The sequence below is a fragment of the Methanobrevibacter sp. 87.7 genome, from assembly GCF_002208625.1.
GTDB lineage: Archaea > Methanobacteriota > Methanobacteria > Methanobacteriales > Methanobacteriaceae > Methanarmilla.
Genome location: NZ_MRCT01000032.1, coordinates 1 through 13,450 on the forward strand (window position 1 = coordinate 1; position 13,450 = coordinate 13,450).

13 protein-coding genes and 1 pseudogene are annotated in these 13,450 nt (G+C 30.1%); 13 read left to right on the forward strand and 1 reads right to left on the reverse strand.

The window, feature by feature from the left end; translation table 11 throughout:
• Positions 1 to 217: 217 nt before the first annotated feature.
• From BGI41_RS02630 to BGI41_RS02640, 3 genes are all read left to right on the forward strand, one after another.
• Positions 218 to 766, forward strand: a complete 549-nt coding sequence (locus BGI41_RS02630; RefSeq protein WP_088538696.1) for a hypothetical protein — start codon at positions 218 to 220, stop codon at positions 764 to 766.
• Positions 767 to 901: 135 nt separating this feature from the next.
• Complete coding sequence (locus BGI41_RS02635) at positions 902 to 1,813, forward strand: methanogenesis marker 7 protein (protein ID WP_088538697.1); 912 nt, start codon at positions 902 to 904, stop codon at positions 1,811 to 1,813.
• A 241-nt stretch (positions 1,814 to 2,054) separates the two neighbouring features.
• Positions 2,055 to 3,212 carry a metallophosphoesterase gene (locus BGI41_RS02640; protein ID WP_088538698.1) on the forward strand — a complete coding sequence of 386 codons (1,158 nt, stop codon included), beginning with the start codon at positions 2,055 to 2,057 and terminating at the stop codon, positions 3,210 to 3,212.
• Between the two features lie 224 nt (positions 3,213 to 3,436).
• Here the strand turns inward: BGI41_RS02640 and mmp10 are convergent, their stop codons facing one another.
• Positions 3,437 to 4,693 carry a methyl coenzyme M reductase-arginine methyltransferase Mmp10 gene (mmp10, locus tag BGI41_RS02645; protein ID WP_088538699.1) on the reverse strand — a complete coding sequence of 419 codons (1,257 nt, stop codon included), beginning with the start codon at positions 4,691 to 4,693 and terminating at the stop codon, positions 3,437 to 3,439.
• Positions 4,694 to 5,463: 770 nt separating this feature from the next.
• On the opposite strand from mmp10, the gene mcrB reads away from it, so the two are divergent.
• The 10 genes and pseudogenes from mcrB to BGI41_RS02695 all read left to right on the forward strand — a co-directional run.
• Positions 5,464 to 6,795, forward strand: a complete 1,332-nt coding sequence (gene mcrB, locus BGI41_RS02650; RefSeq protein WP_088538700.1) for a coenzyme-B sulfoethylthiotransferase subunit beta — start codon at positions 5,464 to 5,466, stop codon at positions 6,793 to 6,795.
• A gap of 44 nt (positions 6,796 to 6,839) precedes the next feature.
• Positions 6,840 to 7,301 carry a methyl-coenzyme M reductase operon protein D gene (mcrD, locus tag BGI41_RS02655; protein ID WP_088538701.1) on the forward strand — a complete coding sequence of 154 codons (462 nt, stop codon included), beginning with the start codon at positions 6,840 to 6,842 and terminating at the stop codon, positions 7,299 to 7,301.
• Between the two features lie 5 nt (positions 7,302 to 7,306).
• Complete coding sequence (mcrC, locus tag BGI41_RS02660; RefSeq protein WP_088538702.1) at positions 7,307 to 7,903, forward strand: methyl-coenzyme M reductase I operon protein C; 597 nt, start codon at positions 7,307 to 7,309, stop codon at positions 7,901 to 7,903.
• Positions 7,904 to 7,905: 2 nt separating this feature from the next.
• Positions 7,906 to 8,655 carry a coenzyme-B sulfoethylthiotransferase subunit gamma gene (gene mcrG / locus BGI41_RS02665; protein WP_088538708.1) on the forward strand — a complete coding sequence of 250 codons (750 nt, stop codon included), beginning with the start codon at positions 7,906 to 7,908 and terminating at the stop codon, positions 8,653 to 8,655.
• 15 nt (positions 8,656 to 8,670) lie between these two features.
• Positions 8,671 to 10,323, forward strand: coding sequence for a coenzyme-B sulfoethylthiotransferase subunit alpha (mcrA, locus tag BGI41_RS02670; protein ID WP_088538703.1), 1,653 nt, complete (start codon positions 8,671 to 8,673; stop codon positions 10,321 to 10,323).
• Between the two features lie 289 nt (positions 10,324 to 10,612).
• Entirely contained in the window at positions 10,613 to 11,494 is an 882-nt protein-coding gene (gene mtrE, locus BGI41_RS02675; RefSeq protein WP_088538704.1) for a tetrahydromethanopterin S-methyltransferase subunit E, read from the forward strand.
• Between the two features lie 12 nt (positions 11,495 to 11,506).
• Positions 11,507 to 12,211, forward strand: coding sequence for a tetrahydromethanopterin S-methyltransferase subunit D (mtrD, locus tag BGI41_RS02680; protein WP_088538705.1), 705 nt, complete (start codon positions 11,507 to 11,509; stop codon positions 12,209 to 12,211).
• A gap of 1 nt (position 12,212) precedes the next feature.
• Positions 12,213 to 13,010, forward strand: coding sequence for a tetrahydromethanopterin S-methyltransferase subunit MtrC (gene mtrC, locus BGI41_RS02685; protein ID WP_088538706.1), 798 nt, complete (start codon positions 12,213 to 12,215; stop codon positions 13,008 to 13,010).
• A 12-nt stretch (positions 13,011 to 13,022) separates the two neighbouring features.
• Positions 13,023 to 13,349: a tetrahydromethanopterin S-methyltransferase subunit MtrB gene (gene mtrB, locus BGI41_RS02690; RefSeq protein WP_088538707.1), complete on the forward strand. Its 327-nt coding sequence runs from the start codon at positions 13,023 to 13,025 to the stop codon at positions 13,347 to 13,349.
• Positions 13,350 to 13,450: pseudogene (locus tag BGI41_RS02695) on the forward strand (tetrahydromethanopterin S-methyltransferase subunit A); the annotation flags it as partial.

Consider the following 13,450-nt stretch of genomic DNA (forward strand, 5'->3'; position numbering starts at 1 on the left):
TTTTATTAGTTTATTTTTTATTTTTTTAATTTTTTAGTAAAATTAGTTTTTTTTAACTTAGTTTTATAGTTAATTTCTTATTTTTTTATATTTTTTAGTAAAATTATTTTTTAAATTTACTTTAAATTAAATTAATTTTTATATTTTTTTTAAATAGTAATATTTTTAAAAAATTAGTTTCAGATAATTTATTATAATAATATTATAAGGTTATCTAATGAATATTGTAACAACACCAATGTGTAAAAAAATTTTAGATTTAGCAGGAGTTAAAGACTATAATATTGCAGTTCATCCTTCAAGTGATGATGGTGATTTTGCAATTTTATTATCTGAAAGTAAGGTCGATATTGATTCTTTAAAAATTAAACTTAACACTTTTCAACAGATTTTAGAAAGTATTATTAAAGTTTCTAAATATTCTGATAAAAAATTAGATTATGATAGTGCATTAAAATTTTTTGAAGATTATACTTTTGCTTATTCATGGTTATGTGATAGCACAAAAGTTAAAGGTATAAAAGAGGAAAATTCTAAAATTAATGTTTCTGTAAAATCTAAATTTTTAAAGGATATTGTTTCTGATATGAATTTTAATATTGATGATAATAATTTTGATTATCTTATTTATCCAGATTATATGGAAGTTAATAAAAATCTTGATTGTTCTTTTGTAAGTATTCCAACTCATCATAATGTTCCAAAAGATCCTATTGAAAGAGCTGAGTTAAGATATGCTATTTTATTGAATATTTCACATTTTTAAATAATTTAATTTTATATTAATTAAGTATTATTTAATAAGTTTAATTAAAAAATTTATTAAGTAAGTAAAAGTAATAGATTATATAATTATAATTTATCTAAATTTTATTATTTTATTATAATAGAGATGGTTATTGTGTATGAAACATTGACTTATTCTGGTGGAATCCATAAAGGTAATGAAATGCGGGAATTAATTGAAGATTTAGGTGGATTTATTATTCAAGAAAACATTATTCAAATGGATCTTGTAATAAATATGGCGATTCCTGTTGATGATGTTGATAAAATTAAAGAGAAATCTAATGAATTACTTGGTAAAATCACTTTTGCTCCAATGGCTGGTACTGAAATAGCTATTGTTTCTCCAACTCTTGCAAGACATCATTTACCTCATGCTGCATGTGATATATCTGAATATCTTAGGCGTTATGGTGCAAAAGATAATATGATTGGTTTAGCAAGAGGTCATGGTAAAGGTACTAGTGGAATTTCACAAGAAGAAAAGTATTTAATTGAAGAGCATGATGTAGCTATTTTTGCTCTTGGTAGTTTTAAAGATTGTATTATTAAAAAATCATTTTTATATGATGATATTGATATTCCTGTAATTGTTACAGGTGCACCTGAAATTGATGTTGATGAATTACCTGGTGCAGATGCTTATGTTAGTGGTTTAGGTAGAATACCTCGTAGATTAAAACGTGGTGAAAATATAAGGGCTCTTAAAAAACTTGTTGAAACTACTGAAAGTATTTTAAATAAAAAACGAAAATATATGGGTGAAGACCCACCTCTTGCACCTTCTATTCTTGTAAAAGATGCAATTGAAAATCAGGTACCTGCTATTAAAGAAGCTTATACTCCAACTCCTGTAACAAGTCAACTTGATGGTGTTAGGGTAAAACTTGATTATGATACTTATCATAAAGATATTGAAAATGTTGATGTAAAAGGTAGGAAATTATCTGATATTGCTGAAGTTACAAAATCTCATATGTATGGTTATACTTTAGTTAAACTTTTAAATGAAAGTTCAATTGTATAATTCATATTTTATTTTTTTATTTTTTATTTACTTGTTTTTTTATATAAATGCCAATATTTATTATTTTTTCTATAATTATTTTTTTAAGTTTCTTTTATAAATTATAAGCTTTTATTTTTAGTAAAATTCTTTATAAATACTTATTAGCTATTTTTCTATTATTCTTTAATTTTTTATAATATATTAATCAAAATATTTTTATTACTTAAAAAAGATAGTTCATATTTTGGAAGTAGTTACAATGTATAGTTTAAAACAAAGATATATATTTAATGGTCCAATATTTACTATTGTATTGTTTGTTTTCAATTATTATTTAATACAAGCAATGTTTAATTATATTAATCATCCATTAAGTTTTAATAATCTTATACTTATTGTAAGCTTTCTTGCTTTTATAAATATAATTTCAATTACAGGTGAAATTAGAAAATCAAGAAGTATTACCCGTTTTTTAATGGAAGTTTCTGAATTATGGAAATGGGCATCATTAATGTATCTTTTAGAGATTTTTATAATTTTTTTAATAAATCTTGTTATAAAAGTCCCTGTTTTTCTAATTTATATTATGTATTTTATTGTACCTGTTATTGGAGTAATTGGTTATTATAAAGCTAATAGAATTGTTATTAAATATCATGATTTAAATATTATGCCTAATGAAGTAGATACTAATACTGTTCTTATACATATTTCAGATTTACATATAGGTTCTTTACATGGTAAACCGATGCTTAGATATCTTAGCCGTAAACTTAATAAATTAGCTGAGAAGTTAAGAATTGAAGGTGCAGATAATATTATAGTAATTATTTCAGGTGATCTTTCTGATGGAACATGTCCTGTTGAAGAAGATGCTTTTGAACCATTAAGTGAAGTAAGAGTTCCTATAATATTTACACCTGGAAATCATGATTATTATCAAAATATTGATGATGTAGAATCTGCAGCACGTAATGCTGGAATAACTGTACTTGATAATGATAATCTTAATCTTAGAAATATTGGTTTAAATATTATTGGTTTAAGTTATCCTTATGATGATAATGATTTTTTAGAAGGAAATATGGATGTTTCAACAATCCCTATTATTAAAAATGAGACTAATGTTTTAATATTTCATATTCCAGAAGGTTTTGAATATTTCTCAAGATTAGGAGTAAATCTTCAATTATCTGGTCATACACATGGTGGACAATTTTATCCTGCAAATGTTCTGGTAAGGGCATTTTATCCATTTTTAAAAGGAATATTTTCTATAGAATTACCAAGTGTATTTGGTAGATTTAATAATAGTCATCTTTCTGTTACAAATGGTGTAGGTACAATGGGACCTCCAATAAGGATTGGAACAGATTCTGAAATTATTGTTCTTAGACTTAAAGAAGAAAGAAAATAGTTTCTATTTTCTTTATTTTTAAAAATTAGAATCTATTTTTATTTTTTAGTAATTTTATTATAAAATTAAAAATTATGCTATTTTTGATTATTTTTTATAAAATTAAATTATAATTTATTTTTATTTAAATATTAAAATTAGGTTAAAATTAGCTATTTATTTTAAGATTTATTTAAAATTAGTTTATAATTATTAATTTGAAAATTTAAGAAATTTAAGTAGAATTATTTTGGAACTACCATACCAAAGAAATTAATAGCTTCTACTAAATCTCTAAATTGTTCTAATTCTTTTTCAATAACATTTTCATCTGTTAAGTTTCCACTTAATTCTCCATCAACACTTAATGTGTCTGGTCCTCTTGTTACAAGACGTTCTTTACCATCTGCAGAAAATATTCTATTTAAATCTAATTCATGTACATATGCTCTTCCAGGTATTAATACAGTGTCTTTAACTTCAGAAAGATCAATATCTTCTAAGTCATACTTTGTAATAAGGCATGCAATATCTTTTTTTGTTGAAATTACATTTACTTTATCATCTGCACCAATTTTTTCAAATATTTTAGCTATTTTTGGTCCTGCAATAGAAGAGGAAATAATTGTTGCTTCACCAGTTACTTTTGGTATAAATTGTAAGTAAATTTCATTTCCATCATTTGCTATTGCAAATGGTGCTCCAGTTTCTGGATCACAAACTGGGGTTCCAGTTACTCTAAGTTTTGGGAATTCATTATTGATTTCTTTAACAAGTTCTTCAAAACTTTCAACACTTTGAGATTCTATTCCTTTTACAATTGGTGCATTATTTAATATAAGTCCACCTTCAGTTGTGTTTGCAAATCTCATAAGTATTGCTGCATGTGCTCCCCATTCTTCAAGTTTTTCGCATGTATGCCTTAAAACTTCTCCATCATTTACTCCAGGAACAATTACCATAGCTGCATGTAATTCTGTGTTTTGACTAAATATTTCTGCTGCTTTAAGAGATGCTTCAGGACTTGGATCTCCCATCCATTCTCTTCTAAGTTTTTCATCTGCAGCAAATAAAGTATATGTTACTTCATCTACACCATAATTAATTAAATCTGTTGCCCATTTTTCATCATCTATTCCTTTACCACTAGTATATCCTAAGTGTATTGGTATTTGGAATTGATTAATTGTTGCTGCAAGTTCTTTTATTTGAGGATAACAACTAACATCTCCTCCACCACTAATGTTTATTTTAAGATTATTGTCTTGAATTGGATTAAACATCAATGCACTTTGTAGTTCATTTGCAACTAAAAAAACAGGTTTAAATTCAGATTCTGCATCTTGGATTCCAATTGAACATTTTTCACAACCAATTTTATTTGGAGAACAATATTTACATCCAAGAGGTTTCACATCTTTTACTTTTTTAAAATAGCAATATTTACAAAAACCTCTACAGTCTTTTCCTGGAATTCCACCAACATCTGCTAATATCTGCATATTATCATCTTAAGTTTTTTTTTAAAATTAATGTATTATTAAGAATTATATTTTATTATATTATTAATATTTTAATTTTATAATTTTAGGTTTATAATTTAATCATGTAATTTTAATTTTTATAAATTTTTATTATTAATTTATTATTTTAATAAAAAATCTTGATTTTTATAGCTTTAGTTTTTTGTTTGTTACTTTAATGATGTGTTTTTAATTTTATAGGTTTAATGTTATTAAATTAATATAATTAATATATTTTTTAGATTATTTTTCTTTTAATTTTATATTATATATTATTTTATATTTTTTTAAAATTTTTTGATTATTATTTTAATAATGTTTAAGTAATACTAATTTTTTTATTTTTTTTAATTTTTAGTGATTTTTTTCTTTAATATTTAAGGATATTTTTATATTTAACTTTATAATTATTTTTTAATTAGTTTTTAGATTGTTTATTTATATTTATTTATTATTTTTATTCTATAATTTTCTTTTTTAAATCAATATTATCTTTTAACATCTTTTTTAAAAATTTATTATTTTATATATATTTTTTAATACATTTCGGCTTTTTTATTACTTATAAATTTTACTAATTGTAAAAAAAGGTAATGTTTATATTATATCTTAATCAAATTAAAATTTGTATACCATATTGCTTGCTATTGCAAAAACTTGCTTTAAGCTGACTTAGCATTAACTACAAACTTATTCAGTTTTTTTGCTAAGAGGTATATTAGTAACTCTATTTATTTAGGAGGGAAAAAATGGCGAAGTATGATGATAAAGTCGATTTATACGACGATAGAGGTTCATTAGTAGACTCTAATGTACCAATTGAAGCTCTAAGTCCTATACGCAACCCAGCTATACAAAGTATTGTATCTGATGTAAAAAGAACAGTTGCTGTAAACTTAGAGGGTATTGAAAATTCATTAAGAAATGCTACCGTAGGTGGTAAAGCTTGTAAAATTTTAGGAAGAGAATTAGATCTTGATATTACAAGTAATGCTGAAGCTATAGCATCTTCTTTAAAAGACATGATTAAAGTAACCGATGATGATGATACTAAAGTAGAACTCATCTCTGGTGGAAAAAGGATTTTAGTTCAACTTCCAACTAAAAGAATAAATGCTTCTGCAGAATACTCTGTTTCAACTTTAGTAACTGCTACTGCTTTAACTCAAGCAATAGTTGACCAATTTGATGTCAGTATGTATGATGCAAACATGGTTAAAGCTGCTATCTTAGGTTCTTACCCACAAACTGTAGACTATGCTGGATCTAACATTTCTTCTATGTTAGGTGTACCTCAAAAATTAGAAGGTCCTGGTTATTCCTTCAGGAATATTCCTGTAAACCACATTGTTGCTGCTACTTTAAAAAACAGTGTTCAAGCTACTGCTTTAGCTAGTATCTTAGAACAAACTGCAATGTTTGAAATGGGTGATGCTGTAGGTGCATTCGAAAGATTACACTTATTAGGTTTAGCTTACCAAGGAATGAACGCAGACAACTTAGTTTTAGGTATGGTTAAAGATAATGCTACTGATGGTACTGTTGGTTCTATTATTGCAGATACTGTTGATCATGCTATTGAAGATAATGTTATTTCCGTTGAAAAAGATTTAAACGGATTCAATGTATATCAAACTGATGATTTAGCTAAATGGAATGCATACACTGCTGCTGGTTCTGTAGCTGCAGTTATGGTAAACGTTGGTGCTGCTCGTGCTGCTCAAGGTATTCCATCTACATTATTATACTTCAATGATTCTATCGAATTTGCTACTGGTTTACCTGGTCTTGACTTCGGTAGAGGTGAAGGTGTAGCTGTAGGATTCAGTTTCTTCAGTCACTCTATTTATGGTGGTGGAGGACCTGGTTTATTCAACGGTAACCACATTGTAACTAGACATAGTAAAGGTTTCACAATTCCTTGTGCTGCTGCAGGTATGTCTTTAGATGCAGGAACTCAACTCTTCTCCCCAGAAGCTACTTCTGGTTTAATTAAAGAAGTATACAGTAAAATTGACGAATTCAGAGAACCTCTTAAATATGTCGCAGAAGCTGCTTCCGACATAAAAGGAGATATCTAATTTCGTAAAAATAAAACATCTAATTGGTAAAGGGGTAGATAATTATGGATATTGAAATTTTTCCTTATAGATTTCTTAGTGCAGACACTACTGAAAAAATGTTAAACGGCATTGAAAGTTTAGATGATGTAAAAAGGGCAGTAATTCATGGTCCAAGACTTCCCCCAGATGATCCTGACCTTCTTCCACAATATAAAGAAAGAAGAAATATTACTGTTTGTGGTAAACCAATAGAACTTAAAGTTCGTACTGGTCGTATATTAGTTGAACTTTCAAGTGAAGCTGCTCTTGATGAAATTGAAAAAATTTGTGATGAAAATCTTAAATTTGGATATGATATTAATACATCAAGAAGTGAGTACATTAGAAGACATAAAACAGTTAGTGATGCTATTAAGTATGGAACTGGTGAAAATAATCTTCCAGATGAATTAATTGGTTTAACTGATAATAACAAACAGTTTGCTGACAGTGTTGATTTTATTGATTATGATAAAGTGGAATAGATAATATGATTGGACGTTCTACACATGTTGTCGATTGCCGAGAAACAATGGGTCTTGGTGAAGGAGGAGGTATTGCTCAAAGAGGAACTTTTGCTAAATGTGGAAGTGATGTTATTGCTGTAGCAATGTCTCCAGGTCGTAGACATATTACTAAACCTGTATGTGAAATTACATTTGCATTACGTGAAGCAAATTTACTTACTAGTACTATGATTTTAAATGCTGGTGCTGGTGTACCTGGTGATGCACCAGGAGTAGGTGCTTCTAGTTTAATGGGTTTAACTCCAAAAGAGATTGAACAATTAAACCAGTATAAACTTGTTGTAGTTCATTTAGGTGGAGTAAGAAATCACATTATTTATAAAGCTAGGTTAATATTAAGAAATATTGATAAACCTTGTGTTATCATTTGTGAATATCCTGTTGATTTTGAGGATTTTGCAAAAATCGGAGTAAAAACATCACAAGTTATGTCTGATGAGGTTAAAACAAAAGGAACAATCGTTAATATTATTACTGATGTAATTAGAGGGCAAACAGTCTCTCAGGAACAATTAGATGAAATTATTAGAAAAGTTAAATTAGCATTAGGAGATGCATGATTATGGCACAATATTATCCAGGAACTTCAAAAGTTTCTCAAAACAGAAGACATTTTTCTGATCCAAATGAAAAATTAGAAAAATTACGAGAAATTTCTGATGAAGATGTAGTAAAAATATTAGGTCACAGAGCTCCAGGTGAAGAATATAAATCAGTTCACCCTCCTTTAGATGAAATGGATGAGCCTGATGACATTGTAAGAGAATTAGTAACACCTATTGATGGTGCAAAAGCAGGAGACAGAGTAAGATATATCCAATTTGCTGATTCAATGTACTTCGCTCCAGCTCAACCTTATGTAAGAGCAAGAGCTTACTTAAACAGATACAGAGGAGTAGATACTGGTACTTTATCTGGAAGACAAGTTATTGAAGCAAGGGAAAGAGATCTTGAAAAATTCTCCAAAGAATTATTAGAAACAGAATACTTTGACCCAGCAAGAACTGGAATCAGAGGTAAATCTGTACACGGTCACTCCTTAAGATTAGACGAAGACGGTATCATGTTCGATATGTTAAGAAGACAACTTATGAACAAAGAAACTGGTCACGTTGAAATGGTTAAAAATCAAATTGGTATCCCATTAGATGAACCTGTAGATTTAGGTGAACCATTAGATGAAGACAAATTAAAAGAAATCACTACTATTTATAGAGTAGATGGTGATGCTTACAAAGACGATAAAGATGCTGTAGAAGTATTACACAAAATACACATCACAAGATCCAAAGGAGGATACAACCCTGAATAGAGGGGAGGTTATGTTATGGCTGATAAAAAGTTTATTGATGCATTAAATAAAAAATTCAAAGAATCCCCAGAAGATAAAACCACTACTTTCTATAACTTAGGTGGTTGGAGACAATCTGAAAGGAAAACTGAATTTTATGAAGCAGGTAAAGAAATAGCTAAAAAAAGAGGTATTCCTCAATTTAACCCTGATGTTGGAAGTCCATTAGGACAAAGGACTTTAATGCCTTACCAACTTTCTGGTACTGATACCTTTGTTGAAGGAGATGATTTACACTTCGTCAACAACGCTGCTATCCAACAAATGTGGGATGATATTAGAAGAACTGTAATTGTAGGATTAAACACTGCACACAACGTTCTTGAAAGAAGATTAGGTATGGAAGTAACTCCTGAAACCATTACTCGTTACTTAGAAACAGTAAACCACGCTATGCCTGGTGGAGCTGTTGTACAAGAACATATGGTAGAAATTAACCCATACTTAGCAGTTGATTCTTACGTAAAAGTTTTCACTGGTGATGATGAATTAGCAGATGAAATTGATAAATGTTACGTTTTAGATATTAATAAAGAGTTCCCAGAAGAACAAGCTGCAGCTTTAAAAGCTGAAGTTGGAGATAAAATTTGGCAAACTGTAAGAATTCCTTCTGTTGTAGGAAGAGTTTGTGATGGAGGTGTAACCTCTAGATGGTCTGCTATGCAAATTGGTATGTCTATGATTTCTGCATACAACCAATGTGCTGGTGAAGGTGCAACTGGAGATTTCGCATATGCATCCAAACACGCAGAAGTTATTCAAATGGGTACTCCATTACCACAAAGAAGAGCAAGAGCTGCTAACGAACCTGGAGGAATTCCTTTCGGTTACATGGCAGATATTGTACAATCTTCTAGAGTCAACCCTGATGATCCTGTAAAAATATCCTTAGATGTTGTTGCTGCTGGTGCAGCTTTATACGATCAAGTATGGTTAGGTTCATACATGTCTGGTGGTGTAGGATTTACTCAATATGCTACTGCAGCATATACTGATAATGTTCTTGATGACTTTGCTTACTATGGTAAAGATTATGTAGAAGATAAATACGGATTAACTGAAGCACCTAACAACATGGACACTGTTCTTGATGTTGGTTCTGAAGTTACTTTCTACGGATTAGAACAATACGAAAAATTCCCTGCATTACTTGAAACTCAATTCGGTGGATCTCAAAGAGCTGCTGTTACTGCAGCTGCTGCAGGTATTTCAACTGCATTTGCTACTGGAAATGCTCAAACTGGTTTAAGTGCATGGTACTTATCTCAATACTTACACAAAGAACAACATTCCAGATTAGGTTTCTACGGTTACGATTTACAAGATCAATGTGGTGCTGCTAACACATTCTCCTTCAGAAATGATGAAGGTTTACCTCTTGAAATGAGAGGACCTAACTATCCTAACTACGCAATGAACGTAGGTCACCAAGGTGAATATGCTGGTATTGCACAAGCTCCTCACGCAGCTCGTGGAGATGCTTTCACATACAACCCATTAATTAAAATCGCATTTGCAGATAAAAACTTAGTATTTGACTTCTCTGCTCCTCGTAATGAAATTGCTAAAGGTGCATTAAGAGAATTCGAACCTGCTGGTGAAAGATCTTTAATTATTCCTGCTAAATAGGTGTATTAACACCTATTTTTTTATTTTTTTGTCAGATTAAAATTTAATTAATTTTTTATTCTGAATTTTTAAGTAAAGCTAAAAAATAATTAGGAAAGTTTTTATATAAAGTTTTAAAAATTATTATACATTAGTCTAAATTGATGTTTTAAGAGTATAGTTTATTCTTAGAAAATTAGTATTGATTAAATATTATTCAATATTGTTTGATTTGACAATTAAAATATAAAATCATTTATTCATGTTTATTAAATTATCAATTTAATAAAAACTAAGGAGGAAAAGAAATATGGACCCTATAACATTAGGTGTTGTCGCATTGATGGGTGCTGCTGCAACTATCGGTGGTGCTGCAGAAGATTTAGAGTCTGATGTAGGATCTGAAAGTAACCCTAACTCACAAGTTCAGTTAGCTCCTCAAATGGGACATTTACACAGAATTATAAATAAGGCAGTTTCTGGTGAACCTGTAGCATACGGAGTATGGTGTGGTGTTGCTGGTGCTGTTGCTTTCGTATTTATGTCATATTTAAATGTTTTACCTATTGTCGCAATTGCTATAGGTTCTGTAGTTGCTGCATTTGTTCATACTATTTATACAATTACTTCTCATGTAGGACGTATTGTAGGTCAATCTCAATTTGAACAACCTTTGTTTATGGATGCCCTAAATGAATGTTTAGGCCCTATTGCAGCTCATGGATTTATTGCTACTTTTTGTATTGTAGGTATGTCTTATTTAATGATAGTTCCAATTCAAGGAACACCGTTACACACATTCCCATTACCTATTTTAGCTGTACTTTGGGGTATTACTGTAGGTGCAATTGGTTCTTCTACTGGTGATGTTTACTATGGAGCTGAAAGTGAATATCAAAAATTCCCTTACGGAGCAGGTACTTCTGTTGCTATTCAAGGGGATATTGTTACCAAAGAATCTGTTGGTGCTAAAAACTCTATTGATGTAGTAAACTTCTGTTCTAAATATGGTGGACCAATTACTGGTTTCTGTTTTGGTTTAGTTGTATTTATTAGTTTCTGGATTACTGTTGTTTTCGGAACTGTTGGTGGACAAGTTGTCGGTATTATTATTGTTCTTATTTTAATTTACTTAAATTACAAAATTGAAGTATTTGCAAGAAATAAATTCGGCCCATATGAGGATGACTAAGGAGGTTTCATCATGGATTTAATTTTATTAATTATATTAATTGTTATTGCTGGAATCTGTATGGGTGCAGGTGTACACTTTATTCCTGTAGGTGGAGCTCCTGCTGCTATGGCTACTGCTACTGGTGTAGGTACTGGTACTGCTATGTTAGCTGCTGGTGCTGGTTTAACTGGTCTTATTACTGCTGCTTCAATGGAAGGAGCTAGTTTAGTCATGATTATTATTGCAGGTGGAATTGGTGCAATGTTAATGATGGGTATTACCATGTTATTTGCAAACTTCATCTATGTATATGGTGTAGGTATTGTTCCTGTATCTGCAAAAACTCAAAAAGATCTTATAACTGGTTTTGATCAAGAAGCTTATAAAACTCCAGGTACTGAAGGTCACGGAGTTCCTACTGTTGCATATGTAAGTGGTATTATCGGATCCCTTTTAGGTGGTGTTGGTGGAGGAATTGCATTTTATGCTATTCAATCTATTGCTTCAACCTCACCAATATTCGGTACTAACACTCCGTTATGTATTGCATTAGCTGCAATTTGTGCAACTGGTTTATTCTTTATTAACTCTGTACTTGCTTCTTATAATATTGGAGGTACCATCGAAGGTATGATGGATCCTAAATTCAAAAGAATTGGTAGAGGAGCACTCTGTAGTTTAATAGCTTCATTAGTAATTGCTATTGTTATTGTATTACTTTGTGGAGGTATCTAAAATGGCTGATGAAGAACAAGCTGTAAGTTCAAAAAAATTATTATGCTTAGGTATTGTTGGTGGATTAATTCTCATCTGGTTAGGTACTGTTAACCCTACTGTTGGACCTTTATTTGCAGCTTTAGGTGGAGTTTGTGCTATAGTATGGGGATCAGATGCTATTCGTAGAGTAGCTCAATATGGTCTTGGTACTGGTGTACCATCTATTGGATATTTATCTCTTGGTGCTGGTGTTATTGCTGCTTTAACTGGTTTAGCTATTGTACCTATGGTAGGTAATATTGTATTCTTAGGACCTGTATTTGCTTTAATTATTGGTTTAATATTAGGTTGTATTATTGCAGTAATTGCAACTAAAATTATTGGTATGAAAATCCCTATTATGGTAGGTTGTACCACTGAACTTGTTGGTGCTGCTGCTTTATCTATTGTTGCATTTTCTGTTGCTATTGCTGGTGGAAGTTTAGATTTATTAGTAATTTTAAAATCTGTTGTTGCAACTGGTTTTATTGCTTTACTTTTCATCTTAAACACTATGGCTATTCAACACCCATATAATGCATGTTTAGGACCTAATGAATATCAAGTAAGAACTTTAAAATGTGCTGTTTCATGTGCATTTTTATCTATGATTGTTGTAGGTATTTGTACTATTCCTGCAGGTCACTCAGCATGGTTACTTGTTGTTATTGTCGGATTAATCGGATGGTTAATTTCATTTAGAAGCTTTATGAAAGCATCTTATGAAGCTGCTGCATCTGTAAAATGGTCTGGATTATGGCCAAAAGTAGAATTATAGGAGGCACTAATTATGGCAGAAATGTTACCTTTTGTAAATGTTGTTCCTGAAATGAGTCTTACTTTAGATCCTGTTTCAGGTATTATTGGTGCTGGAAGTGGAAGTTTAGTTATCTTAAATATGGATGATATCAACAATGCTATCGATCAGTTAGAAGCTGATGCTGATGAATTAGTTGAATCCTTAGATCCATATAGTGCTCCTTTAGGTGCTTATCCTAACAGAGAAGGAAACTATATTACTGCTGGTACTATAACTAACGTAGTTTATGGATTCTTAATTGCAGTATTTATTATTATTGCAATGATTCCTGTATTAATCAAATTGGGGGTTTTATAGATGGCTGATAAAAAATCACCTGCAGATGGATGGCCTATTGTTACTGGTGATTACATTGCAGGAGACCCAGAAAGTCCTGTTGCTGTAGCAACTTTAGCTTC

Bases quoted from the DNA above. Each gene is read 5' to 3' on its own strand.
- BGI41_RS02630 (WP_088538696.1), top strand. From the start codon at position 218: ATGAATATTGTAACAACACCAATGTGTAAAAAAATTTTAGATTTAGCA.
- BGI41_RS02640 (WP_088538698.1), top strand. From the start codon at position 2,055: ATGTATAGTTTAAAACAAAGATATATATTTAATGGTCCAATATTTACT.
- mmp10 (WP_088538699.1), bottom strand. From the start codon at position 4,693: ATGCAGATATTAGCAGATGTTGGTGGAATTCCAGGAAAAGACTGTAGA.
- mcrB (WP_088538700.1), top strand. From the start codon at position 5,464: ATGGCGAAGTATGATGATAAAGTCGATTTATACGACGATAGAGGTTCA.
- mcrD (WP_088538701.1), top strand. From the start codon at position 6,840: ATGGATATTGAAATTTTTCCTTATAGATTTCTTAGTGCAGACACTACT.
- mcrC (WP_088538702.1), top strand. From the start codon at position 7,307: ATGATTGGACGTTCTACACATGTTGTCGATTGCCGAGAAACAATGGGT.
- mcrG (WP_088538708.1), top strand. From the start codon at position 7,906: ATGGCACAATATTATCCAGGAACTTCAAAAGTTTCTCAAAACAGAAGA.
- mcrA (WP_088538703.1), top strand. From the start codon at position 8,671: ATGGCTGATAAAAAGTTTATTGATGCATTAAATAAAAAATTCAAAGAA.
- mtrE (WP_088538704.1), top strand. From the start codon at position 10,613: ATGGACCCTATAACATTAGGTGTTGTCGCATTGATGGGTGCTGCTGCA.
- mtrD (WP_088538705.1), top strand. From the start codon at position 11,507: ATGGATTTAATTTTATTAATTATATTAATTGTTATTGCTGGAATCTGT.
- mtrC (WP_088538706.1), top strand. From the start codon at position 12,213: ATGGCTGATGAAGAACAAGCTGTAAGTTCAAAAAAATTATTATGCTTA.
- mtrB (WP_088538707.1), top strand. From the start codon at position 13,023: ATGGCAGAAATGTTACCTTTTGTAAATGTTGTTCCTGAAATGAGTCTT.